This is a genomic window from Coleofasciculus sp. C1-SOL-03 (assembly GCF_040220555.1).
Taxonomy (GTDB): Bacteria; Cyanobacteriota; Cyanobacteriia; order Cyanobacteriales; family Coleofasciculaceae; genus Coleofasciculus.
In genome coordinates, this window is sequence record NZ_JAVJUO010000015.1 from 1 (window position 1) to 26,389 (window position 26,389).

Annotated in this window: 19 protein-coding genes and 1 pseudogene; 12 read left to right on the forward strand and 8 right to left on the reverse strand. The window is 44.5% G+C overall.

What is annotated here, in order from left to right; translation table 11 throughout:
• Window positions 1–136: 136 nt before the first annotated feature.
• Window positions 137–277, reverse strand: a complete 141-nt coding sequence (locus RIE73_RS01955; protein ID WP_446399581.1) for an RNA polymerase subunit sigma — start codon at window positions 275–277, stop codon at window positions 137–139.
• Between the two features lie 241 nt (window positions 278–518).
• On the opposite strand from RIE73_RS01955, the gene RIE73_RS01960 reads away from it, so the two are divergent.
• Complete coding sequence (locus tag RIE73_RS01960; RefSeq protein WP_446399582.1) at window positions 519–1,484, forward strand: SGNH/GDSL hydrolase family protein; 966 nt, start codon at window positions 519–521, stop codon at window positions 1,482–1,484.
• Between the two features lie 229 nt (window positions 1,485–1,713).
• Here RIE73_RS01960 and RIE73_RS01965 read toward each other — a convergent pair whose 3' ends face one another.
• Complete coding sequence (locus RIE73_RS01965; protein WP_446399583.1) at window positions 1,714–2,784, reverse strand: Gfo/Idh/MocA family oxidoreductase; 1,071 nt, start codon at window positions 2,782–2,784, stop codon at window positions 1,714–1,716.
• Window positions 2,785–3,184: 400 nt separating this feature from the next.
• A complete protein-coding gene (locus tag RIE73_RS01970) occupies window positions 3,185–4,852 on the reverse strand; it encodes a dynamin family protein (RefSeq protein WP_446399584.1) in 1,668 nt (555 codons plus the stop codon).
• A 171-nt stretch (window positions 4,853–5,023) separates the two neighbouring features.
• Here RIE73_RS01970 and ahr point away from each other — a divergent pair, with 171 nt between their 5' ends.
• From ahr to RIE73_RS01990, 4 genes are all read left to right on the forward strand, one after another.
• The gene (gene ahr, locus RIE73_RS01975) at window positions 5,024–6,025 is read left to right on the forward strand and encodes an NADPH-dependent aldehyde reductase Ahr (protein ID WP_446399585.1); all 1,002 of its coding nucleotides are present in this window, start codon (window positions 5,024–5,026) and stop codon (window positions 6,023–6,025) included.
• Between the two features lie 35 nt (window positions 6,026–6,060).
• The gene (locus RIE73_RS01980) at window positions 6,061–7,008 is read left to right on the forward strand and encodes a class I SAM-dependent methyltransferase (protein WP_446399596.1); all 948 of its coding nucleotides are present in this window, start codon (window positions 6,061–6,063) and stop codon (window positions 7,006–7,008) included.
• A gap of 221 nt (window positions 7,009–7,229) precedes the next feature.
• Window positions 7,230–7,592, forward strand: a complete 363-nt coding sequence (locus RIE73_RS01985) for a deaminase (protein WP_446399597.1) — start codon at window positions 7,230–7,232, stop codon at window positions 7,590–7,592.
• Window positions 7,589–8,008 carry an Imm1 family immunity protein gene (locus RIE73_RS01990; RefSeq protein ID WP_446399586.1) on the forward strand — a complete coding sequence of 140 codons (420 nt, stop codon included), beginning with the start codon at window positions 7,589–7,591 and terminating at the stop codon, window positions 8,006–8,008. The genes RIE73_RS01985 and RIE73_RS01990 overlap by 4 nt, the downstream gene beginning before the upstream one ends.
• Window positions 8,009–8,030: 22 nt before the next feature.
• On the opposite strand, the gene RIE73_RS01995 is transcribed toward RIE73_RS01990, so the two are convergent.
• The 3 genes from RIE73_RS01995 to RIE73_RS02005 form a co-directional block, all read right to left on the reverse strand.
• Window positions 8,031–10,223: a tetratricopeptide repeat protein gene (locus RIE73_RS01995; protein WP_446399587.1), complete on the reverse strand. Its 2,193-nt coding sequence runs from the start codon at window positions 10,221–10,223 to the stop codon at window positions 8,031–8,033.
• Between the two features lie 5 nt (window positions 10,224–10,228).
• Window positions 10,229–11,560: an ATP-binding protein gene (locus RIE73_RS02000; RefSeq protein ID WP_446399588.1), complete on the reverse strand. Its 1,332-nt coding sequence runs from the start codon at window positions 11,558–11,560 to the stop codon at window positions 10,229–10,231.
• Window positions 11,561–11,730: 170 nt separating this feature from the next.
• Window positions 11,731–12,369 carry a type I restriction endonuclease subunit R gene (locus RIE73_RS02005; RefSeq protein WP_446399598.1) on the reverse strand — a complete coding sequence of 213 codons (639 nt, stop codon included), beginning with the start codon at window positions 12,367–12,369 and terminating at the stop codon, window positions 11,731–11,733.
• Window positions 12,370–12,613: 244 nt separating this feature from the next.
• Here RIE73_RS02005 and RIE73_RS02010 point away from each other — a divergent pair, with 244 nt between their 5' ends.
• Entirely contained in the window at window positions 12,614–14,314 is a 1,701-nt protein-coding gene (locus RIE73_RS02010; protein WP_446399599.1) for a DUF262 domain-containing protein, read from the forward strand.
• A gap of 605 nt (window positions 14,315–14,919) precedes the next feature.
• Here RIE73_RS02010 and RIE73_RS02015 read toward each other — a convergent pair.
• Complete coding sequence (locus RIE73_RS02015; protein ID WP_446399589.1) at window positions 14,920–15,636, reverse strand: helix-turn-helix transcriptional regulator; 717 nt, start codon at window positions 15,634–15,636, stop codon at window positions 14,920–14,922.
• 386 nt (window positions 15,637–16,022) lie between these two features.
• Between RIE73_RS02015 and RIE73_RS02020 the strand changes: the two genes are divergently transcribed.
• From RIE73_RS02020 to bchH, 6 genes are all read left to right on the forward strand, one after another.
• A complete protein-coding gene (locus RIE73_RS02020; RefSeq protein ID WP_446399590.1) occupies window positions 16,023–16,262 on the forward strand; it encodes a hypothetical protein in 240 nt (79 codons plus the stop codon).
• Between the two features lie 160 nt (window positions 16,263–16,422).
• On the forward strand, window positions 16,423–17,544 hold the full coding sequence (locus tag RIE73_RS02025; protein ID WP_446399591.1) for a DUF1611 domain-containing protein: 1,122 nt from the start codon (window positions 16,423–16,425) through the stop codon (window positions 17,542–17,544).
• Window positions 17,545–17,567: 23 nt separating this feature from the next.
• Window positions 17,568–18,689 carry an alanine/ornithine racemase family PLP-dependent enzyme gene (locus RIE73_RS02030; RefSeq protein ID WP_446399592.1) on the forward strand — a complete coding sequence of 374 codons (1,122 nt, stop codon included), beginning with the start codon at window positions 17,568–17,570 and terminating at the stop codon, window positions 18,687–18,689.
• 188 nt (window positions 18,690–18,877) lie between these two features.
• On the forward strand, window positions 18,878–19,519 hold the full coding sequence (locus RIE73_RS02035; RefSeq protein ID WP_446399593.1) for a DUF3386 domain-containing protein: 642 nt from the start codon (window positions 18,878–18,880) through the stop codon (window positions 19,517–19,519).
• A gap of 254 nt (window positions 19,520–19,773) precedes the next feature.
• Complete coding sequence (locus tag RIE73_RS02040; RefSeq protein ID WP_446399594.1) at window positions 19,774–21,369, forward strand: SDR family NAD(P)-dependent oxidoreductase; 1,596 nt, start codon at window positions 19,774–19,776, stop codon at window positions 21,367–21,369.
• Window positions 21,370–21,441: 72 nt separating this feature from the next.
• Window positions 21,442–25,341 carry a magnesium chelatase subunit H gene (bchH, locus tag RIE73_RS02045; RefSeq protein ID WP_446399595.1) on the forward strand — a complete coding sequence of 1,300 codons (3,900 nt, stop codon included), beginning with the start codon at window positions 21,442–21,444 and terminating at the stop codon, window positions 25,339–25,341.
• A gap of 508 nt (window positions 25,342–25,849) precedes the next feature.
• Here the strand turns inward: bchH and RIE73_RS02050 are convergent.
• A pseudogene (locus RIE73_RS02050) lies at window positions 25,850–26,110 on the reverse strand (CAP domain-containing protein); the annotation flags it as partial.
• Between the last annotated feature and the right edge of the window lie 279 nt (window positions 26,111–26,389).

The following is a 26,389-nucleotide window of genomic DNA, read 5'->3' on the forward strand; positions in this document are numbered from 1 at the left end:
GTATAAGCCTACCTTTCACTCTCACAAGCCCGGAAGAACATTCCTGTATAACCGTTTGCATCTCTTATAACACTAAAACCGCCTTATATCCCACCGTCAAATTTAAAATTATGACGGGGGACTTACGGCGGACAAGTTAACCCACATTGTAAGCCGTCTGTAATGCCCACCACAGTAGGAACGCAATACCCCCCAGAACTAACACCGTCGAAATCACGATCGCCAGAAGACTATCGGCTCCCTTAAACTTCATGATGCCACGATTTAGGTCTGACATAGCCTGTTACACACTCCTATACTGATTGAAGGAATTTCCCAACTTGAATATATCCTGCCTTGACGGTTTTGATCACAAAATTCCGTGGATCAGTCCGTGGACACCATAACCGTAGGGGTTTGGTTCCCAAACCCTTATAACCGTGGGAAGCAAGCGACACGCCAGGGAGGATATCAAATCACCCGCAAGTTACATTAGGGTGAATAGTGGTCATTGTCGATCAAATGAAGGAGAGGATTGGGTGAAAGCGTTGTTAATCATTCTCGGAGTGTTGCTGGGATTGGTGGTGATAGTAGAAATCGGCTTGCGTTTACTCTTTGGCTTGGGGAAACCGCCGATTTATATTGCCGATGAGCAAATTGGCTATTTATTAGCCCCCAACCAAAAGACGACTCGCATGGGTAATCGGATTGCCATTAACGCCTATTCCATGCGGAGTGATGGGATTACACCAGAACGATCGCCCTCTACCCTGCGGATTTTACTACTCGGTGATTCTATCGTGAATGGGGGCTGGTGGACTGACCAAGACGAAACCCTGTCCGCCCTGCTAACCACTCAATTGACGCCGTTAACCTCTCAACCCGCATTTAAACAAATCGAAGTTCTCAACGCCTCCGCCAATTCCTGGGGACCTCGGAATGAATTGGCATATCTACAAAAGTTTGGCACGTTCAACGCCCAAGCTGTCGTCTTAGTGATTAATACCGATGACCTCTTCGCCACCGCCCCCACCACCATCCCCGTGGGACGCGATCGCAATTACCCCAGCCATCGACCCCTGTTAGCCCTGATTGAGGCAATCAACCGTTTTTTGCCTTACGACTCTCCCCCCGAAATGGCGGCTGTCCGGGCGGAAAAAGGCGATCGCGTCGGATTTAACTTAAATGCCATTGAGCAAGTATACAAGCTCTCTCAGCAGGCAGGGGCGGAGTTTCTGCTGGTCATGACCCCCCTATTACGGGAAATTGGCGAACCCGGACCCCGTGACTATGAACTCAAAGCCCGAAATCGCCTGAAAGCGTTAGCCCAGACCGAGCAAATTCCCTATATCGACGGCTTACCCCTGTTCAACAACGCGCCAACCCCAGAAACCTGGTATCGGGATCACATCCACCTAAGTCCCCAGGGTAATCAGCAAGTCAGTGAAGTGATTGCGCGATCGCTTCAGCATCATTTGTCATTAGTCCCAACCACAGACAAATAACAATGCCTGATTCAGACAAATGGCACTAAAATAACCATGGGAAATCGCCGCAACCCTTGGTATACCGTAGTGGCGTGGCACACCTAAAATGGTAGATTAGAATTGCAGGGGCGCAAGGCTTGCGCCCAGTTTAAACGTCAAATCTATTCCACAATTTTAGCTGTGTCAGTCCGCCATCGTGGGTTGAGCGAAGTCGAAACCCACCAGCCTTAATTCACTACCATTCCGATTAAGACACAGCAATCATCGGAGACTTGAGGTCATGAGAGTCTCGGTCTACCTGATGCCAAACTTGACCATCCAAAGCCATCTGCTCGACTAAACTCGCTAAACGCAAGGCTTTCAGCGCCTGTTCGCCACCAACCGAGGGTTGATTGCCACCCCGCACACAGTTGACAAAATGTTCTAACTCGGCGTAAAGCGGTTCGATATTACTGGTGTAAACCTTTTCAATTAACCCATCCTGGCGATAGAGAACCTGACCATAGTCCGTCTGGCAATTCGCCGTTGTTTGCCGATGAATCAGAATTTCGTTATTGAGAAAATCGGCTTCTGTGAGGGAATTTTTACAATGGGCGGCAATGCGACGGATTTTACGATGGGTCACTTTACTTGAGGTCAGCGTTGCCACAATGCCATTAGCAAAGACTAAATTAGCGGTGACATAATCTAAATACCCCGACTCCGAGGCATGGCTACCACTCGCCGTCAATTGGATGACAGGCGCATCGGCTAATTCCATCAGCAGATCAATATCGTGGATCATTAAATCCAGAACCACAGAAACATCATTGGCTCTGTGGGAATAGGGACTCATGCGATGCGCCTCTAGTGCCAGCAATTTCTCCGTCTTCAGGACTTTGCTGAGTTCTTGAAAGGCGGGATTAAACCGTTCAATGTGACCCACTTGCAGAATACATTGATACTCAGCAGCAGCGTTGACAAGGGATTCTGCCTCAGCGATACTGGCGGCAATGGGTTTTTCGATTAAGGCATGAACCCCTGATCGCAAACAGGTCATTCCTACTTCATAATGTAGTCGGGTGGGTACGGCAATACAAACCGCATCCACATAAGGGAGTAAATCGCGATAATCCTCAAAGAAGCGGACACGGTATTTACTCGCCGTGTCCAAACCCCGTTCTACATTAATGTCTGCCACGCCTACCATTTCCACGTCTTTCAAAAGACTCAAAACGCGGGCATGATGCTGTCCCATGTTACCAACGCCAATCACGCCAATTCGGATTGGCTGCGGCAGGCTACGTTGGACATGAGTATCCAGATGTCTTTGATACATGCTATCTTGCACTCTTATATGCTCCTCCACCACGGGAACTAAGTCACTTTACTTATGTTGAGCCGCCTTAAACCATCCAGATAGTACCACAGCACCTTTAAATGTAAAGAATTCCAAAGATTGCCCCAATTTGCCCGATAATGGAACTCTTTTGGACGGTCAAGCTGTTTTCATTGTGGGTTTAGGGTGACTTTAGGTGTAGGTAAATGTGTCAGTTTTTGGGTTGTCCTTGTTTGGGTGGAGGTGCAGGGAGATGGGGAAGCTGGAGGAGATGGGGGAGATGTAGAGACGTAGCATGCTACGTCTCTACTATTGCCCATTGCCTATTGCCTATTGCCTATTGCCCATTGCCTATTGCCCATTGCCTATTGCCCATTGCCTATTGCCCATTGCCTATTGCCTATTGCCTGTTCCCTTTCACCCGCTCCAATTCTTGCTCCAAATTATCTAAAACATTTCGTAATAACTGTAACTGATGGTGCTGAATTGTCAGTTTTAACGGTTCATTCGTCAGATTAATATTAATCACCGTTTCCGCCAATTTCTCATAGGCTTCCAGGGCGGAAACCGCCTCGCGGCTAAAGCGAGTGAGGTAGTCTGTCGCCGCATCGGTGTAAGCTTGAGTAACTTGGTCTACATAAGACATCGAGGATTTTGGTTGTGCAGAATCGCCGGAATTTTTATTCAACAAATACGTCGCCCCACCCGCCACCGCCGCACCAACGGGTCCCCCAAATACCCAACCCAATCCCGTCGTGATCGCAACTGGAGTAACGCCTTTAGTTCCTTTCGCTTGGGGTGGGGGTTCCGGAAGCTTAACTTCTGGGGGTTTGGGAAAGGGAATCGTCAGATCCGTGGGGGGTTGGCGATCAAAAAATTCACTGGCTTGATGTACCCATTTAACAATTCCCTGTTGATGGTTCTGAATTGCCTCTTTAAAACCGCCTTGTTCCCACCGATTAAATGTACCCTGTTGTAGCGCCGAAACCAGTTCCGATTGATAGCGTTCTAAAAGTTTCGGTAAATACAGCCATCCTTGGAAATCCGACACACTGGCGGCGAATCCTTTTTGGATCAGATTTTGGGCTTTTTGTTTAATCTCTAATTTGGTTTGATGCTTTTGCTGAGCCACCGCAATTTCAGCAGAAACGGCTTGCATTTTCACTGTTGCAGCCTGTTGGATTTGAGACGCGATCGCTTCCACACGGGGAAAGCGAAAGGCGAGGCTCTCATGGCGCGTGGCGACAATGCTTTGCAGCGCCGATTCCAGCATATCTAACCCCGTAGTTTGGGCGGCGGCGGTATCGCCTTTGAGTCGATAGCGTAAGGCGGGGAGAGCATCGACGCGATAGATATTACTGATATTATTAGGAAGTTGCGATCGGAAACTTTCTGCTACAAACAGCAAACGATTATAGACTTGCTTCTGCTCCTCGGGTTCCAATAAATTCAGGAAATTCACCACAAAAACCACTGTAGTAATTCCCCGATCCAATAACCAATCTCTCAGGTGTTCTCGCTCCCCTAACGTCATCAATTTACGACCATCCAGCACCTGAACAATTAAATCCGCCGTGAGCAGTTGGTCGCGAACTAAGGTTTCCTGGGCTTCCCGATCATCCGTTCCCGGTAAATCCAGTAATTCTACTCCTGTTTTCAGGAATGGATGGGGACAAAAAACCTCAACATTGGTCACATCCTCCCGCATCCGCCGTTGGTCATCTAATATGGCAAACTGTTTCAGGACATCTGTACCATTTTCACTAATTTGTTGACCATTGCTGAGTGTAATGCGCGTGCGTAATTCATTCCCGTAACAGATATGAATCGCCGCGCCTGTGGTGGGGATTAAATCGATCGGTAGGGTACGTTTCCCTAGTAAAGCATTGAGTAGAGTCGATTTCCCATAATTAAACGGCCCAAAAACAGCAATGCGGAAAATCGGATTCTCCAAATAATCGCAGAGTGCGATCGCGTCTTGGCGGAGTTGGGTGTTCTGTTCCCCATCCAGTAGACCAATTGCCGATCGCAGCGTGTTCGCAAGTTCGCGGAAAACGTCCTGTTCCATTGGTCATTCGTCATTTGTCATTGGTCATTTGTCAGAGTTTGAGGAATCTTTAATATAACTTAGTATAGTTGGGTTTGTTGCCATCAACCGTAACTAAGGGTATACCATTTTTCTGATAGAAGGGGGTTGAATCCTTTAACATGATCAACAGCAACTATTACAGATTTCACCATGATCAAAGCTTACGCCGCTCATGAACCCGGAGGACAACTCCAACCCTTCGAGTATGATCCCGGTACTCTCGGTGATGAAGAAGTCGAGATTAATGTCGAGTATTGTGGGATTTGTCACAGTGACCTGAGTATGCTGGACAATGAGTGGGAAATGACTGAATATCCCTTTGTTCCAGGTCATGAAGTTGTAGGTACAATTGCTGCATTGGGCGATAAAGTCACCACCCTCAACCTAGGACAACGAGTTGGATTAGGGTGGTTTTCGAGTTCCTGCATGACGTGCGAATGGTGTATGTCAGGGAATCAGAACCTTTGCGCGAATGCAGAAGGAACTATTGTCAGTCGTCATGGTGGATTCGCGGATAAGGTTCGTGCGGATCACAGTTGGGTGGTTCCCCTACCCGATGGGATCAATCCCGCTACCGCTGGTCCCCTGTTCTGCGGCGGAATTACTGTATTTAACCCGATTGTTCAGTTTGACATTAAATCGAGCGATCGCGTTGGCGTGATTGGTATTGGCGGATTAGGTCATATCGCCCTGCGTTTCCTCCAGGCTTGGGGGTGTGAGATCACGGCGTTTTCCAGTAGTCCTGATAAAGAAGCAGAAGCACGGGAATTGGGCGCCACTCATTTTATCAATTCGGGTGATGTCAACGCCTTAGAATCCGTGCAGAATTCCTTTGATTTTATTCTTTGCACGGCGAATGCTGACCTCGATTGGAACGCCTACATTGCTGCATTACGTCCCAAAGGTCGGTTACACTTCGTTGGAGTCATTCCTAATCCCCTATCTACTCCAATTTTCCCTCTGATTCTTGGTCAAAAGTCAATTTCAGCCAGTCCCCTGGGGAGTCCAGTCACCATTACGCGGATGCTGGATTTCGCCGCACGACAGGGTGTTGAACCGATTACCGAAACCTTCAGCTTTGAACAAGTGAATGAAGCGATGGAAAAACTGCGCCATGGTAAACCGCGCTATCGCTTGGTTTTAAAGCATTAAAATAAAAAGATTGCGATTGTGAGGGATGTACTTTGATCAGTGACAAAATCAAACCGGATTGGGCGGGTAATGACCTTCTTTCCCAGTTGGTCAACAGTCTGATTCAGACCAAGCCCATTTATAATGTCATGAAACACCAAGCTCGGCAAGTCTTGATCAAGACGGCGGAGAAAAATGGCATTCCTTGGCGTAAGACATACCAAGAATTGGAAGCGTCAGGAGTACAAGCACGTCTGGAACAGATTACTAATCCCAGCATCACCTATCCCGACTACTACCAGGTTCCCTTCCACGCCTACGATCAAGGTAACTTATGTTGGTCGGCTGCATTTGAAGCCGAATCCGCTACATACTCAATGGGGTTAAGGGTATGGCGTGATGAGCCGTTGACTTGGCAAGAGGCTCAAGCACGGTTGCGGGGGAGTTTTCACAATGTTTTAGCTGAATATTGTACCAAGCCTATCCAGGATATTCTCGACATGGGTTGTTCTGTAGGTATCTCAACCCAGGCGCTACATAACTATTACCAAAGCTGTCAAGATATCCCCGTGCGAACCGTGGGATTAGATTTATCTCCCTATATGCTAGCGGTGGCTCAACTCCGGGATATCAAGGGTGAAATTGAGTGGATTCACGCCAAAGCTGAGAAAACGGGATTATCTGATGCTTCCTTTGACTTAGTGACACTGCAATTCGTGATTCATGAACTCCCACGCCAAGCAACTCAGGCAATTTTCCAGGAAATACTCAGACTTTTGCGTCCGGGAGGTTATGTTGCAATGGTGGATAATAACCCCAAATCTCCCGTCATCCAAAATTTGCCACCTGTACTGTTTACCCTGATGAAAAGCACTGAACCATGGTCAGATGATTATTACACCTTGGATGTAGAAGGATTGATGCAGACGGTGGGATTTGAACATCGTGTCACCGTGGCGAGTGACCCGCGACATCGTACCATTATCGGTCGTAAACCTGAGTAAAGATAGAGCGCGATCGCTCCAGAATATAGTACATTGTAGGGGCGACCCGCTTGCACCAATCAACAACAGTGTCCACTCAATTTGATCGGGTCGCCCTGTACTTAACTCAAAACCACTTAAAATAACAAGTAAATCCAAATTAGGGAAAATAGGCAAACTTATCTAAAGGCAGGAAAACGACGAACAGTGTTTTTGACGAATTAGCCGAATACAGACAGCGCCTGGGTTTACCTCCTGCGGGCAGCGCAGAAGATTACTCAACTATAGCCAAATTAGAAATCAGGGGTGAAAATTTCTTCGGTATCAATTCTGGTGATAATCCCAATCCTCGACCGATAACTTTTAGGGTTAATCCAATCACTAAAACCCACGCTGAGGCTGATGCCTTCCAACAAGCCGCAGATGCAGGCATTAGAGGGGGTAAAGCTCGTTTAATTGTTGTTCGAGATCTTTGTGCGGCTTGCGGTTTAAGAGGAGGTGTGAATTCTATGGCTTGGCAGTTAGGCATAGAAGAATTGGAAATCATAACTCCAAGTGGAAACAAGAAAATAATAGTCAAACCACCAAATAGAAGGAGGCAATGATGTTTGTATCAAACCTATCAATCGAAAAATGGGTTGGCAACGAAAATCAAGGTGACTTCATCGAAAAGCCGAATTGGAGTCAGATAGAAGCAGCTATCCGCCAGTTAAATGGAAAAAATCAAACCTTAGTTACCTTAGCCGCCGATGATGAGACTTACATGACGATTGGCGGTGGTTCTGCTGGAAAATATGTTGTTTCAGTCACCTTCGATAATCTGGATTTTTATAATTTAGTTGATTTATCCAAACCTGAAGCAACCGAAAAACTCGTTATTGGCGGACAAGAAGGGCTTTATTCCGCCAAGATGTCTGTTGATTTGCTGCGTTGTTTGCTAGCGGCGCGAACATTTTCAGAATCAGGAAAACTCGATTCATTGCTATTGTGGGAAGAAGATAAGTCATTAGTCACCGTCTAACAGATACGCGAGTTTAATTCCTCTAGCCTTCTATCAACCCTTGAAACCGCTGATCTTCCCGAATGCTGTCAAAATTTGAGTTGGCTTTAGCCTTTTCTCGGCATTCGTCAGGATTTAGATTGATAGCTTGCTGCAAGTTCTCGATTGCCAAGTCAACATTACCTTGTAAAGCATAACAGCAAGCTTTAAAGTACCAGGCATAGTGGTAGTCGGGTTTCAATTGTAGGGCTTTTTCATAACTGGTGAGCGCTTCCTCATATCTTTTCAAGAAAGATAGCGCAATACCCCGGACGCACCAGGTCTGATGATTATCAGGTTGAATTTCTAGGGCTTTGTTGTAGCTAGCGATCGCTTCCTCATATCTTTCCCAATCAAATAGCGCATTACCTCGACGATCCCAAGCATCGTCATGATCAGGTTTGATGTCTAGAGTTTTGTCGAAGCTGGCGAGCGCTTCCTCATATCTTTTCAAGTTATATAGCGCATTACCTCGACGATACCAGGCATCGTGCTTATCAGGTTGGATTTCTAGAGCTTTTTCGTAGCTGGTGATCGCTTCCTCATATCTTTTCAAATTAGATAGCGCAATACCCCGGACGCACCAGGTCTGATGATTATCAGGTTGAATTTCTAGAGCTTTGTCGAAGCTAGCGAGCGCCTCCTCAGATTTTCCTAAATTAGATAGCGCAATACCTCGATAATACCAGACATCGTGGTCATCAGGTTTGATATCTAGAGCTTTGTCGAAGCTAGTGAGCGCTTTCTCATATCTTTTCAAGAAACCTAGCACCATACCCCGGAAAAACCAGGCATAATAATTGTCAGGTTGAATTTCTAGGGCTTTGTCGAAGCTGGCGAGCGCTTCCTCATATCTTTCCAAATGAAATAGCGCAATACCTCGCTGATACCAGACATGATGATTGTCAGGTTGAATTTCTATTGCTTTTTCATAGCTAGCGAGCGCTTCTTCATGTCTTTCCAAATGAAATAGCGCAATACCTCGCTGATACCAGACATGATGATTGTCAGGTTGAATTTCTATTGCTTTTTCATAGCTAGCGAGCGCTTCTTCATGTCTTTCCAAGAAAAATAGCGCATCACCTCGCTTATTCCAGGCATAATAATTGTAAGGTTGGATTTCTACGGCTTTGTCGTAGCTAGCGAGCGCTTCCTCATATCTTTCCAAATTAGATAGTGCAACTCCCCGGCAGAGCCAGACATAATGCTCATCAGGTTGAAGTCTAAGGGCTTTGTCATAGCTGGCTAGAGCAGCTTCGTACCTTGCCAAATAAAATAACGTTATCCCCCGCATCGACCAGATGTGGGAATTTTTAGGTTCGAGTTCTAATGATTGGTCGAAGCTAGCTAATGCCTCCTGAAAATCCTTAACCATCAAAAATATCAACCCATGTAATACTATTACACTAGATTTTAAAGCAAGTTTTTGGGAAATACTGCCAAGGGTTTCTTGTAGTATTGTTTTGTATAAACTTAACGTTTTTGCCGATTCATTAATACCCAAATAAAGATTAAGTGCAGTCACCAAAGCCACTTTTGTGTTAAATTTATTATGACTTCCTTTAAGTATTTCTTGAATTTCAAATATTTTTTCTTTTCGTTCTGGGGCAGCCATCAGGAAAAAATATTCAGAGTTTATATGAGAAAGAATGCGGCTTGCTTCTTGCTCAACCAAGTCTGAACTTGTCGGGAAATCCCACACTCCAGAACGCCAATCAAAAAAATCTGGAGCGCGACGGATAAAATATTTAAGAGCGTATAACGGCAGCAGAAAGACAAAGCAAATCGGGAAATCATCGCGGAATCGTTCTCGCTGAAGGTTCAAATGACCTAAAATGCGAGGTACAGTGTCTTCCTTATAATAGTCACCTTCTCCACCAATCCCAGGTTTTATATAATCCACCAAGGATTTTTCAAGTCCCTTGATAAACAAAATATCCAGCTTTTCTTTGTTCGGTAGCTTGTCAATAATTTCGTAGAGATTATCAATAGGTTCGTCTAAATATAAAACATCAACTGTTTTCTGGGGAATATCCTTTCGGACTCTGGCAATCAACCGTTCCCCTTGAGCGGGAGAACAACGGACAAACAACAAGCCAAATCCTCTGCGCCGCTTTAAGGCACGCCGTAGCGGTTGATACTCTTCCCCTAAATCGATAGGAAAATCATCAATAAAATTGGCTGGGATTGGTTTCATCGGAATTATGCTGATCCTCCTTTCTTCATTGTATCAAGCGCTTCTCGAAATTCATCAATTTCTTTAATCAATGGGTGGGCATCATGCCAGCGCTTGATTTCTCCCCTTTCATCCACATGGCGATACTCTAACAAACAACGGTTAAATAATAAATTGCGATAATCAAGATCGTTAGGAATACTTTTTGAAACCGAAACTTCGGCTAATTTCTGCCAGTCCTCTGCATCTACTGCATTACGATAGTTATTACGGGCTTTAGTAATCGCTCGTTGCACGGCATTGTTAGTAATGGGTAAATCATCTGTCCAGTCGAGTGCTGTTTGCATCAACTGCATCACTTCCCGCACATGACCGCCACTCGCCAAACACAATCGATCAATAGTTTCAGATTTATCAAAAATTTCGGTATCTAGGGAAGCATCAGGGGCAAATTGACCCACTCGCTTACCTATCAATTCTTTGAGTGTTTTCAATCCAGGTTCATAAACTGAGTCATCGGTATTTCGCACCATAATCATCGGTAAAACTTGGCAGTCTCCGTAGTTATCGCGCACTTGTGTGGCTCGATTCGAGTACACTAATGAAATGGGTACAGTATAGATAACATGACACTGCAAAGCCCTGAGTTGTCCGCATCGGTCTAAAAATATCTCATCATGATTGCTGCGTCCATCAGCGCGAGTTACGGGTACAATTCGGTCAAGATTGTCGGCAATTACAGCCAGTTTCGAGTCTTTTAGCTTGGTCTTCGCTTCCGTGATAAATTCATTTAGGGCATCAATTAGAGAAATTGAATGGATATCAACTTGCTTGCGGATGGTTTCTCGTGTACTGGGAACGGCTTTTAATGTTGCTGTTAGTTTAGCGAATTGAGAGATTGTTGTCTCTAAACTCACATTCTCCAGAGATACTTCCGTCAAGGCTAAATCCTTCAGAGATTCCCATCGCCCTTTTAACCACTCTTGCAAGGGTTTGGGACTTGCCAGATTTTTGAGTTCCTCTAAAATATGCCGGGTACAAGCGAGAAGAATATCAATATATTGGGCATCTTCCGAGTCAATATCTTCCTGATCCGCCGCAAAGTAAACGACAAAAAAACCTTTTTCTTCTAGATGTTTTTTGAGTCGTTTGAGTTCTGTTGACTTACCGACTCCTCGATGTCCCGTGTATAGTTGACAAGTGGGTTGTTTCGAGCGGATAATTTTTTTACCTAACTCGCGAAAGATATTCTCATCTCCCCGTACTTGATGACAGTCCACATAAACTGGATCATCAGGTTCTAACGGTTGAAATGGATCGAAGGCGTTGTAAATATTGGTAATTAACTCCTCGCTCATCAGTTTCCTCACTTATTGTTCCAGGTTATTATCATTAATCTATCACTCTACTGGACTGACACAGCTAAAATTGTGGAAAAGATTTGACCGTGAAATTGGGCGCACGTCTGTGCGGGAAAAGGGCGCACGTCTGTGCGCCCCTACAATTCTAATCCACCAATTTAGGTTTGCTACGCCACTACTACCGCTTGTCCCAACCGCTTCAAAATCCGTAGAACCTCACCTAACTCATGTCGCCTGGGAAACAGCGAAAAAGTCCGCGATACATCATACTCTGGACTATCTCCTTGACTAAGCTTTAAAAACACAAACTCATCCCCATTTGTCGCCATACCAAACGCTGGGTGATCCCTCGGCGGACTCGCTAACATATAAGCCAATAACTGCGGTAAAGCCGCCGGAACCGGAATACTGGTTCGCTTCGACTCAATCACCCAAATCCAAAGTTGTTCTTGTACAACTAGCGTATCAATAAAACCGCGAATCGTTTCTTCAGGATCATCAAGTTCTAATCCAACCCCATAAGGCGAACGAATGCGGAAAGGGGGATCAAGAAACCCTGCAAGTTCCAATAGTGGCGAAACCACCAGCAGATTAATCGTACCTTCCAATAACAAACCATCGCTACGATGATAATCATAGCGTTGCTTAATCCGAGTAACACCCGCCTGTTCTCGTTCATCGAGTTCGGGTAAATTGTTAAACCACTCACTGAAAAAGCGATCATCATCCGCCTGACGCAAATTACAGCGCACCCGCAGATCGTTTAAGCTTTTTATCGTGTCTGTAATTCCTACACCTGTAACCATCGGTTGCTGTTTATTTGTTAACCTTAGTTTAGCAAACTGTTCAGGATACCTCATCTCCTCCAAGCCAGTGATACCGAATCGAGTTGACTCCATTGATAACCAAACCTGCCCATTTCCTACCACCCGCGATCGCACCATGATAGTGTAGGGGCTTCCTTTAGGGATTAAATCAGTGGACATATCCCCAATAAAACAACAAAACCCGCCCATTCTCCACCACCCGCGATCGCTATTTTCTTTGTTTATGGTTCGGATTAACCTTCTAGATACTCGCACAACTAGCTTCGGCGATTTAATTAGCAACGGAAAAATCTATCGAGTCCCGCCGTTTCAACGGGATTATTCCTGGACAGAGGAGAATTGGGAAGACCTTTGGCAGGATATTTTAATGCTGCATAATAATGTTAGTGTCAGTCATTATATGGGAGCCATTGTCCTGCAACGTTCTGGGACGACTGATCAATCGTTTACCATTATTGACGGTCAGCAACGCCTAGCCACACTTAGTATTATTGCCGTTGCTGTTATTAAAATGCTCCAACAGCTTGTCGAGAACGGTATTGAGCCTCAAGCCAACCAAGAACGACAAGAAATTCTCAAGCGGACTTATCTTGGTGATCGCGACCCTCGTTCTCTGCGATATTCAAGTAAACTGATTTTGAATGAAAATAATAATGATTTTTATCAAAGTAATTTAGTTAATCTGAGAAAACCTCTAAATATTCGTTCTCTCTCGAAATCCAATCAACTTCTATGGCAAGCTTTTGAATACTTTTTCACTCAATTAGAAAAACTGCCAGAGGTAACTCAAGATGGCGAAAAATTAGCAATGTTTATTACCGATACAGTGGCTCAAGGACTGCTGTTCATTCAAATCAGCGTTGAAGATGAACTGAATGCTTATACCGTTTTTGAGACATTAAATGCCAGAGGAATCGAGCTAACCTCTACTGACTTGTTGAAAAATTACCTCTTTTCGCTCTTTCGAGGACCCGACGACTTACAAGAAGCACAGCGCCAATGGCGACGCATTATCAATACGGTTCAGATGGAGAAATTCCCAGAATTTCTGCGTTACTATTTGAGTTTAAACCATACTCGAGTGCGGCGTGAACGCTTATTCAAGCTGGTTCGAGCATCGGTTAATGATGCAACCCAAGCGTTTGATTTATTGGATCAGCTTGAGAACTTTAGCAGTTTATATGTCGCTCTCAGCAATCCCAATGATGAATTCTGGCGGGATACTCCGGAGAACCAACCTTACATCCGTGAGTTGAATTTGTTTCGAGTTAAACAGGCTTATCCGACTCTATTTGCTGCCTATCAGCAGTTTTCTCCGGACAATTTCACGCGCTTACTCAAGCTCATCGTTGTCATCTCATTCCGCTATAGTATTGTTAGCCGTTTAAATCCGAATGAATTAGAATCAGTTTACAATACTGTTGCCACTAATATTGCAGAGGGAACCATCACAACGCCACGACAAGTATTTGATACTCTTCGTCCGGTTTATGTCACTGACGAAAAATTTCAACAAGATTTTTCTCTCCTCTCAATCTCGACAAAAGGGCAAAAGCGCAAACTCGTTCGTTATATCCTCAGTCAGTTAGAGACAGATGCGTCAGGGATACAGGTGGAGGAAAATAGTTTTTCTATCGAACATATTCTCCCGGAAGTACCAACCGATGAATGGCGGCAATATTTCACTGAGCGGCAATTAGAGGAAATGGTTTATCGTCTGGGAAATCTGACGCTATTAGAACCCTCGTTTAATCGGGATATTGGGCAGAAAAACTATCAGAGTAAGCAAGAAAAATATCAGAATAGTGTTTATCAGCTCACTCAACGAATTACGGCTGAAGAGTGGAACCCGGATACAATTGCTGCACGCCAGAGGCATTTTGCCCAACGTGCTGTTCACATTTGGCAATCGGATTTTTTATAGCCCATACTCCGCTAATATTTTAAGAATAAGGGTAAAAAAATTACAATAAAATGATTTTTTCGGTTAAATTAACCATCTGTTTAACGCCCTTGACAACCGCCGCGATCGCACCATGATATGTAGGGGCTTTCTTTAGGGATTAAATCAGTGGACATACCCCAAATAAAACAACAAAACCCGCCCATTCTTCACCACCCGCGATCGCACCCTGATATGTAGCGGCTTCCTTTAGGGATTAAAACAGTGGACATACCCCAAATAAAACAACAAAACCCGCCCATTCTCCACCACCCGCGATCGCACCCTGATAATGTAGGGGGGTTGAGAGCTTAAATCGGTAGACATACCCCAAATAAAACAACAAAACCCGCCCTCTTCTTAACCGTAAGGGGTGGATTTTGAATTGAGGTTATCGGTTAGGTTCAATACCGTTGAAGGGCGGGTTTTGTCTGAAATGTATGGATTGACCCGTTCATTGAGTTCCTAAACCCGCCCCTACATTTGGATTTTCCTGTCAACTGATTTCTTTCTGGCAATATCTAGGGTTGTATGACATTATTGAACCCTTTTCTTACCCGATTGTAGAAACGTTACATGCAACGTCTCTAAACAGTATCTTGCAATCGCGCTACTAACTCCGCACGCGCCGATACATTCAACTTGCGGAACATCCGTTTCAGCGCCTGTTTTACTGAATTTTGGGTAATCCAAAGTTCAGCACCAATTTCCGCATTTGTCAACCCCTTGGCAACTAAATCAGCAATTTCCCGTTCCCGTGGGGTGAGGCGATTGGCGACGAGAGACTGGGATTTTTTGGCTTGCGATCGCAAGGTAGCCAGACGTGATGATAAATGCAAGCATAATCCGGTTAAATCAGCCAAGTCTTTATAATCAAATGCAGGCGCATCAGAAGCACGGGCAAAATATACCCCACCCATCAAACGCCCCCCACTGACAATCGGACCCATCATCACATGTTCGTGATCGTAGCGAGCATAACAATTCTGGTACAGTTCAGATTGTTTCCAAACCTCTGGAGAGAAAACCAGTTGTTCATGGGCGGGAGCGTGGTGTTCGATGACATAGCGTAACACCGGATCGACCTTTCGCGCCAGCTTATTGTAATCAGCGACAAACCCCTCCGTATCGTCTCCCCCTTGCATCTGCACCTCAGCCGCCTGAGAGTCTTCGTTGAGCAGACACAGCCCCCAGTACTGCGCCTGAAAATGCTCCCCTAATTCGTCCATGATTTGCAGGCGAAGTTCCTGCTCATCACGAGCATTTGCGATCGCTTGGAAAAAACTGTGGAGAGAACGGTTCATCGTACTTGGCACGGTCCTAATCTATCATTTTGAACGAATTGTTAAATAAGTCAGCATGGTTTAACCTGAACGCTTAGGAGAGTTCATTTTTTGATCGGGGTGAACAGTAATTACAGTATAGCGACATTATCTTGACGATAAATTTTTCATTTTGATATAATTTATCATTTTTATATGCTACTCTGAAGAGGTACTACACCAGTAGAGTAGCTAGGAGTGAGAAATCTACTCTTGATGATCTGACGGGCTTTGAGCGATAAAAGCCGTAGCCAATCACGACACCTCCAAGACAATTAATGGTCCCTCGGTTGAGTCGTACCGATAAACCGTTTTTCGTGCTGGATACGACTGACACAGCCAATTCATTGACCCAAAGGAGGAGTATTATGAACATTCAAGCACTCGATATTAAAGTTGGCGATCGCATCATTGCCTACTGCAAGAATAAGAGGCAACCCTGTACGGTGCAACGGTTACTCGATTCGACCCCTAACACGATCACACTAAAAGTATCGACCTGTACCCGTGTCCATTATCGGGAATCAGCCTCTTGTGTGATTCAGTTTCACCGAGAGGCTGTGGTTGAAATGGCTAGCTTAAACAGAAGTTTCTCCAATAGGATTTAACCGGGACGATTTAACGACGACGATTTAACGACGACGATTTAACAGGAAGCTTACCAGGAACGGATTTCAAGTAGGTAGATAAAATTATAAATTGTCGAGATACTTGGCAATTACCAAAAAGTATCCTGATGAGTAAAAAAAATAAAAGAAACTAATTGAAATGACAATCCAAAAAGAAACGGCTTTAATTTACTGCGAAAATCAATTTAGTTTAGCCGACGGAAAAACTGCCGCTGGGTTGGTTCGACACTCTGAACGGTATACAATTGTTGGGGTGATTGATAGTTCACGAGCGGGTAAAGACGCCGGGGAAGAATTAGGGCAAGAAAAGAATGGTATACCCATTTTTGCTAATTTAAATGAAGCATTAATTAACCTTTCAGAGGTTCCCAACTGTTACATTTATGGCAAAGCTCCTTTAGATGCCTTTATATCCCAGGCAGAACGGCTTCTTATCTTAGAAGCCATGGAAAAAGGAATGGATATCATTAACGGTCTTCATCAGTTTTTCTCTGAAGATCAAGAGTTTACCCAGATGGCTGCCCAACATAATATCCAAATTAAAGATATCAGAAAACCTCCACAATTACAAGATTTGCACGTCTTTACGGGTCAACTCTCTAAAATTAATGTTCCTGTAATCGCCATATTAGGTACAGATTGTGCTTGCGGCAAAATGACAACCGCAATAGAACTCAACAAGTCCCTCAACACTCTCGGCATAAAGTCAGTATTGGTAGCGACGGGTCAAACTGCTTTGATGCAGGGAGCAATGTATGGCATATCGATTGATGCTCTGATTTCCCAATTTGTGATTGGTGAAATAGAAAACTCTATTATTCAAGCCTTTGACAACGAACGTCCCGACATCATTTTAGTTGAGGGACAGAGTGCCGTTAGTCATCCCGCTTTTATGGGTTCTCTCGGCATCTTGAAAGGAAGTATGCCCGATGGTATTATCCTTCAACATCCACCAGCTAGGAAATTTCGGTGCGATTTTCCTCATGTGTCAATGCCAACTGTTGAAAGCGAAATTAAACTGATTGAAGCGATTTCTCAAGCTAAAGTTATGGCGATTGCATTAAGCCATGAAAACCTAGCAGATGAAGAGATTTTGACAATCATAGAGGATTATGAGAGGCAGTTTCAATTGCCGACAATGGATGTCTTGAATCATGGATGCCAAAAAATCATTCAAGCTTTAGGTGATCATTTTCCAAACTTGAATCAAATTATCAAGCGGAAGACTTTAGAAAAAATGCCTGTATTGGGAATGAGGTAGACGTAATCGTCTGAAAATAATCAATGAAATTGTTTATGCCAAGGATAGAAATTTCCCTATCTCAAATACGGGACAATGCCCGAATGCTATGTGAACTTTATGGGCACAGAGGGATTTCATTGATGGGAGTTTCCAAAGCAGTGCTAGGAGAACCTTCTATTGTCGAAGCAATGATTCAAGGTGGAGTCAGATTTATTGCTGACTCTCGCATTGAAAACATTCAAAAAATGAAAAATGCTGGGATATCCACTCAGTTTGTGCTTCTACGCACTCCTTTCAGTCAGGCTGAAGCTGTGGTTACAAGTGTAGACATTAGTCTAAACACTGAAATCGAGACGATTAAGCAACTTTCCTATTATGCAAAACTACATAATAGAAATCATCAAATAATTGTGATGGTAGAGTTGGGAGATCTGCGGGAAGGGGTACTTCCTGGTGATCTTTCTCAATTTATCAGAAAAATTCTTTCTCTATCCCATATAAAAATTGTTGGTATTGGCTGCAATTTGGCTTGTTATGGTGGAGTCAAGCCAGACAATAAAAATATGCATAAATTGTCTGAACTGGTTAATGGCATCAAAAAAGAATTTCAGATTGATTTGGAAATAATATCCGGCGGTAATTCGGCTAATTATGAATGGTATAAATCGGCTCAATATATCGGCAATATCAACAATCTTCGCTTGGGTGAATCCATCCTTTTAGGGTGCGAAACTGTGAACCGAAAAGCGATTCCAGGTTTACACACAGAGGCATTCAAACTCGTTGCCGAAGTTATTGAGTCCAAGACAAAGCCCTCCCTACCATTTGGCGAGATCTGTCAAGATGCTTTTGGAAACGTTCCTAGTTTCTCAGATCGAGGAATTAGCCAGAGAGTGATTATTGCTTTGGGAAGGCAGGACGTTCTGGTATCTAGCTTGAAATCGAAGAAAAAGCTAGAAATACTCGGAGCTAGCAGTGATCATATTATTCTCGACGGTAAGAACCACAACTTACAAGTTGGAGATGAAGTGAATTTTAACCTGGATTACGGGGGTCTTCTGTCCGCGATGACTTCTCCTTTTATTAGCAAGCAATTTATCCTGACAACTGAAGCTATAATTCCTGTGGTGAAAACGTTAAAAATTATCTCACCTATAAATTAGAACTTGTAAGTCAATAAACGGGGTTGATGTTAAAATCTTTGCCGTTTAACTCACATCTTGCACCACTCACTATTTTTCCCTGTTCCCCAGTGGCGTAGTTGACGCAGACAGTACCCACTTGGGGTCTATACAGGCTGGATAGTCCCGACTATGCTAGTTTACAGCAACTAAAATGATAGGAGAGGCAGATGGTTGGAGTTCAAACATCAGCGCGTGATTTCTTTCGGGCGGCGTATGAGAACCGCTACACCTGGGATCACAACTTCCCCGGTTATACCGCCGATGTGACCTATAAAAAGGATGATCAGGTGGTTACTGGTAAGGTTCGGGTGAACCCGGATATGAAAGCCGAAGTCTTCGATGTTGAAGACGAAGACGCCAAGCAAGCGATTCACTCTCAACTCTGGGAAACCGCGATTCACCGGGTTCGCCGTTCCTTTGAAGACACCCACGGAAAGAACACCTTCTCCTTCGGGGATACCGATGAGACAGGTGCTGTGGAACTTTTAATGGGCGGTAAAGCAGAAGGCGATCGCTATAAAGTCCGTGATAATGAAGTAACCCACGTCCACCGTCATATTCACGGTGTTGTCGTTACGATTAATACCTTTAGTTCTCACAACACGGGGGAAGGTTATCTTTCTCACCGTTATGATTCCGTCTACCACGACCCCAAAACGGGTGAACAAAAGGGCGGTAAAAGTGTGTTTGAAGATAATTACGAAAAGGTTGGCGACTATGTTATCCTGACCCAGCGGATTATTCGCACGGAGACTGATGGAAAAGAGTCCGTTCAGGAGTTTAACTTTTCAAATGTAAAACTTCTGTAAAAAATGGTGAATAATTCCCTAATTTTTTCTGAGTCCGCCTCGGCGGGCTTTGTTTGTTTAGTCACAATTTTAGCCCTTCGAGTTACCGATTCCCTCCCTGTTCTCTCCCGGTTCCCTCCCCTTTATAAGGGGAGGGTTAGGGTGGGGTTTCGTCTCAATATATTGGAGATTTTTGAGCTAAACTGTAGATAAGGATTTAATTTATCCAACCTCCATACAAAGATTTCGCTAATATCAATAGAAAATGATAAATTATGAATCCGTGTAAGAATCAGAAGGTCTGCATTGTCACCGGTGGCAACTCTGGTTTAGGCTTGATGAGTGCTGTTGGTCTCGCTCAATTCGGTCATCATGTATTTATCGCTTGTCGCTGTACCAGCAAAGCTGAGAAAGCTGTAAATTACATTCGCTCCTCTACTGGCAATCTAAACGTTGAGTTTTTGCCACTCGATTTAGCCTCCCTCGATTCGGTTCGCACATTTGCGAAACTTTTTCAGGAACGGCATCTGCCGCTTCATATATTAGTGAATAATGCGGGTGTATTCAACGCCAGAGGAACAACCCAAGAAGGGTTTGAACTCATTTTTGGAATTAACTATCTCGGACATTTTCTACTGACGAATTTGCTGATGGAAACGCTTCAATATTCAGCACCCAGTCGAATTATTATGGTTTCTTCTGACTTAGCACTACGCCCCAATTCTATCAAATGGGAGCGTTTTGTAAACAAGACACCATTAAATTTTCTGGAACTGTATGCCTTGTCAAAAATGTGTTTATTGGTACTGACTAAAGAACTGGAACGACGCTTAGAGAATACCAACGTAACTGTTAATGCGATTCATCCCGGATTTGTCCAATCTAATATCACATTAGGGCATCGCTTAAGCAAGTATTTAGGCATAGGTATTTCACCGCAGAAAAGTGCTTCGGGTTTGCTTGCTTTGGCAAATTATTCGGCTTTTGCAGATGTGAATGGTAAGTTTTTTGATTACAAACAGAACGAAATCGAACTTCCTGATCTGGCAAAAGACACTGAACTGGCTCACCAGTTGTGGGAACAGAGTTGCTTGTGGACAGGGTATAAGCGATACAATCCGACAACACCCCCAAAACATGATACTGCCGCTGGAGTTTGGGGACCTTATTCTCTTGCCTTGAGTCCCACTGAAGTTGGTTCTATTACCAAGACTGTTATTGAAACTGTGTTGCCTCAAGCACCGAAAAAAAACTTTTATCATCTTATACACTTTTTATTGGCAGGCAAATTTGGATCTATTTTTCTGCTTTTAAACCAATTCCTAAAGAAAAAATTTTACATGGAAAGGCATCTGGATTCGGATGCGGTTTGGTCGATCTGCCAGGATAAAAATTTACGACAGAAATTGAAAGAGTATTTGGGTGAAAAATTAGTGTTGTGGCGTTCGGAAATTTGGGTTAATTATCCCTCTCAACAACTGATTCCTTTTTGGCATCAAGACTCCTATCCCAATCTGCTTCAAGGGGAAGGCAAAACCATCAATGTCTACATTGCGCTAACAGAGGTTAATGAAAGGAATGGGTTTGAGTATATCCCTAATTCCCAACTCACTCCGGATGTCTCTGTGAAAATGAAAGACCCTTTTAGTGGCAATCGCTTGTTTGAGTTGACAGAAGACTTAGAACAGCAAGCCGTTCCTGTGGTTTTGCGTCCTGGAGAATTTGTGTTATTTACCGATAAACTCATGCATCGTTCGGTTCGCAATACCAGTGGTCAAGTTCGGCTAGCACTTACCCTGCGGGTGACTGAACCCTCTGTTCATATCGTGTCCAACTATAGTCCTATTTATAATAAGCCTATCTTGTTATGAGTCGAAAAACATGAAACTACCCCCATGCAACACTAAAATTGAAGTATGAAGAAAGTTTTAGGGCTTGGGTCTATGAAACGCATTGTCTTAATCGCTGGGTTTGAATCATTCAACGCCGACTTGTACCGCCAAGCGGCTGATTGGGCGACTAAACGCTGTCCAGACTTAGATATCCGGGTATTTAGCGACCAATCCTTGACCACAGAACCGGATGTCGTCGCCGCCGCCCTCCAGGATGCGGATGTCTTCTTCGCCAGTCTGCTGTTTGATTATGACCAAGTATTATGGCTGCGGGAGAGAACCCAACATATCCCCATCCGCCTTGTTTTTGAATCCGCCCTAGAATTAATGAGTCTGACTCAAATCGGGGCGTTTAAAATTGGCGATAAGCCCAAAGGAATGCCTAAGCCGATTAAGTTTATTCTGGATAAATTTAGCAATGGACGAGAAGAAGATAAACTCGCGGGTTACATCAGCTTTTTGAAGACGGGTCCCAAGCTGCTGAAATATATTCCGGCGAAAAAAGTTCAGGATTTACGCAACTGGCTGATTATCTACGGGTATTGGAATGCTGGCGGTTCCGAAAACGTCGCTTCAATGTTTTGGGTACTCGCTGAAAAATACTTAGGATTACAAGTCGGAGATATTCCACCGCCAGTCGAAACCCCAAATATGGGTTTGTTGCATCCCGATTATGACGGGTATTTTACCTCACCACGGCACTATCTGGAGTGGTATCGGCAAAAGCACAATAATGCTTCCTCCCCATCTCCCTCTAACACCCCCTTTATAGATCCCTCTTCCGTCCCCCTTCAGATCCCCCTTCCGTCCCCCTTAAAAAGGGGGAGACCAGATGTTGCTTCGCGTTTTTTGCATGGGGAAACCAGCGGATGCTTCGCTTCGATTTCTCCTGGGGGCTGGGGGGGATCTTTTCCCATTGTCGGGATTCTCCTCTACCGCAAGCATGTTGTCTCTAAACAACCGTATATTCCCCAATTAATTCGCCAGTTTGAGAACGCTGGATTAATTCCTGTTCCTATTTTTATTAATGGTGTGGAAGGGCATGTGGCGGTGCGCGATTGGCTGACCTCCGCAGATGAAACTGCCCGACGAAAACAGGGTACAATTGATACACCATCCTTATCCAAAGACGCTGTTGAAGTTGATGCGATTGTCTCTACGATTGGCTTTCCATTAGTCGGAGGACCCGCCGGTTCTATGGAAGCAGGGCGTCAAGTTGAGGTGGCAAAACGCATCCTCACAGCCAAAAATGTTCCCTATATTGTCGCCGCACCGCTACTGATTCAGGATATTCACTCGTGGACGCGACAAGGAATTGGCGGCTTGCAATCAGTGGTACTCTATGCATTACCGGAATTAGATGGGGCAATTGACACGGTTCCTCTGGGGGGATTGGTAGGAGAGGATATTTATCTGATTCCTGAACGGGTGAAACGGTTAACTGGGCGTCTGAAGCGTTGGATTGAACTGAGACAGACACCCGCCGCAGACCGGAAAATTGCCATCATTCTCTATGGTTTCCCGCCCGGATATGGGGCGACAGGAACAGCAGCTTTACTCAATGTACCGCGATCGCTCCTGAAAGTCCTCCACGCCCTCAAGCAGCAAGGCTATACCGTTGGCGAGTTACCGGAGGATGGTGAAGAACTGATTCGCCGCGTCAAAGCAGCCGATGAAGCCATTAGTCATGAGGATTCACCGACAAACTCAGTTAACGTTAAAACCTTAGAAAAATGGCTCGGCTATCTCTTGACAACTCGCATCGAAAAGCAGTGGAAATCCCTCACCGGAACTGGGATTAAAACTTACGGCGATGAGTTCCAAATTGGTGGTATTCAACTCGGAAATATTTGGATAGGCGTACAACCCCCATTAGGTATTGCAGGTGATCCGATGCGGTTAATGTTTGAACGGGATATGACCCCTCATCCTCAATATGCCGCGTTTTATCAATGGCTACAGCATGAGTTTAACCCTCATGCTGTGGTTCACTTTGGTATGCATGGCACGGTAGAATGGTTACCGGGTTCTCCCTTAGGTAATACGGGGTATTCCTGGTCAGATATTTTGCTGGGAGATATTCCCAATCTCTATATTTATGCCGCCAATAATCCCTCTGAATCCATTTTAGCCAAACGGCGCGGCTATGGTGTCTTGATTTCTCATAATGTACCCCCTTATGGACGGGCGGGATTGTATAAAGAATTAGTCGCACTGCGAGATTTAATTGCTGAGTACCGAGAAGACCCGAAAAAAAATTATGCCCTGAAACCTGATATTTGCCAAAAAATTGTAGATAGTGGCTTAGATACGGATTGTCCCTTTGATGAAGCGAAGAAATTAGGGATTCCGTTCACACCTGATAATGTCCGTTTATTCAGTGCTGATGCATTTAATCATTATCTGGTCAAGTTGTATGAATACTTGCAAGTCGTAGAACAACGCCTATTTTCATCCGGATTGCATACCTTGGGGGAACCGCCGAACTCCGAAGCATTGGCGAGTTACTTAAATGCTTATTTTGGTGAGAATGGGGCAGCGGATTTAATCAAGGAAGTAACCGATAAACTCGCCAATCCTCAAACGACTCCATCTTCTCTGGTTAACGATAAAACTAACAACTCAGATCCCCTGACGACTGAAATAGAAACGATTGCTCATTTATTACAGAAAAACACCGATGAACTGACCAATCTATTACGGGGATTAAATGGAGAATACATTCCCCCAGCACCGGGCGGTGACTTATTACGAGATGGTGTAGGCGTATTACCCACAGGACGAAATATTCATGCCTTAGACCCCTATCGGATGCCCTCACCAGGGGCATATCAGCGAGGACGAGAAATTGCCCAAAAAATTATCGCTCAACACCTCCAAGAACAGGGAGACTATCCGGAAACTGTGGCGGTAATGTTATGGGGATTAGATGCGATTAAAACCAAAGGAGAATCCTTGGGAATTTTACTCGAATTAGTAGGTGCAGAACCCATCAAAGAAGGAACGGGGCGCATTGTCCGCTATGAGTTAAAACCCTTAGCCGAATTGGGACATCCCCGGATTGATGTATTGGCAAATCTCTCCGGTATTTTCCGAGACAGTTTTGTGAATATCATTGAATTACTCGATGATTTATTTAAACGGGCGGCGGAGGCGGAGGAACCGGAAGACCAAAACTTTATCCGTAAACATGCCTTAGCTTTACAAGACCAAGGAATCCAGAATAATTCCGCCCGATTATTTTCTAACCCGGCTGGTGATTTTGGTTCCTTAGTCAATGACCAAGTAACGGATGGAAACTGGGAATCAGGAGAGGAATTAGGCAAAACCTGGGAAAGCCGCAATTCGTTTAGTTATGGGCGTCAAGATAAAGGACAAGCGCGTCCGGAAGTTCTGACTCAGCTATTAAAAACAACCAGCCAGGTGGTTCAGGAAATTGACTCGGTGGAATACGGTTTAACCGATATTCAGGAATACTATGCCAATACCGGGGGATTGAAAAAAGCGGCTGAGAAACAACGGGGAAAAAAAGTCAGCGCCAGTTTTGTGGAAAGCTTTTCTAAAGATACAACCCCGCGCCAATTAGATGACTTACTGCGGTTAGAATATCGCACCAAGTTGCTGAATCCAAAATGGGCAGAAGCCATGGCAAGTCAGGGTTCAGGTGGTGCTTATGAAATCTCCCAACGGATGACGGCGTTAATTGGTTGGGGTGGGACGGCAGATTTTACGGATGATTGGGTGTATGATCAAGCAGCAGATACTTATGCCTTAGATGCAGAAATGGCAGAGAGGTTAAGACAGGCAAATCCTGAGGCATTTCGGAATATTGTCGCCCGGATGTTGGAAGCCAGTGGACGAGGCTTTTGGCAACCGAGTGAGGAGAAGTTACAGAAGTTGCAGGCGTTGTATGAGTTGACGGATGAGGAATTAGAAGGGGTGACGGTTTAATTGTGTCTACTTACTTTCAAGTACAGTTTTAACGGACAATTCAAGATTTATGGAGTGTCAGCCAATTTGCCTGGATAGGTATAAAATACAACAAAAATAATAGAAAGATGTCGATTATAACTCGCTTCCTCCGCTTACCCCGCTTCCGATTCTCACCCATATTTTGTGGTTTGTACCTTGGAAACGGTCATTAACGACGGCTATGAAACTTGGCTCAAGACTCTAACTGTTCACGACAATAAATCTGCGCTGGGGCGGGTTTAGTTTAATCTGGGTGCAACCGAAAAGATAGTAGTGAAACCCGCCCCTACATACGTGCCATGCCTTCTTTCCCAAGTGAAGGGTTATATTATGTCCGGTGGAATACTTACACTATCGGTTGAGACAAGGCAGAGGGCAGAAGGCTCCAGGGCAGAAGGGAAGGAGGAAGGTTCAAGGTACAAGGGAATAATGACTGTTTGGGCGGACATGATATTAAAACTTACCTCATACCGTAACATCAGACTAATTACGGTGCCATAACATTTTCTGGAAACTGTCCAATTACATTACCCGCAGGCGCATATTGGCAAACCACATAGAAGGCGTTATACTGAGTCCCTTGAATCGTTTTAACGCCCCGTGCCGCACCACATCCTAATTGGGTGCTATTCTTCCACACCACCTGAGTAAAATGTCCTGTTTCCGAAGAAAATCCTGGATTGTTATAGTCATAGTCGGAAACCTCGTTATACCAATTTGTAACCGCTTGGTTTGCTAGGGTAGCGGCGTCTACAGAGGATGCTGTCGTGTATGAAACTTTCCGCTCTTATGGGATACGTTTGATCCCCCTAAATCCCCCATGCAAAAAAAGCGAAGCATCCTTTGGCTTCCCCCTTGTTAAGGGGGACGGGAGGGGGATCTGAAGGGCTCATAAGGGTAGGTTTTTTAAGATTGGGGTTGAGGTAAGACAAGGAAGACAGGTAGACCAGTAGACAAGGAAGAGTGAGAACGAAAAATCGGGCGTTTCGGCTTTTAGAAGTTAGCTTGACCGAACCTAATTTTGTAC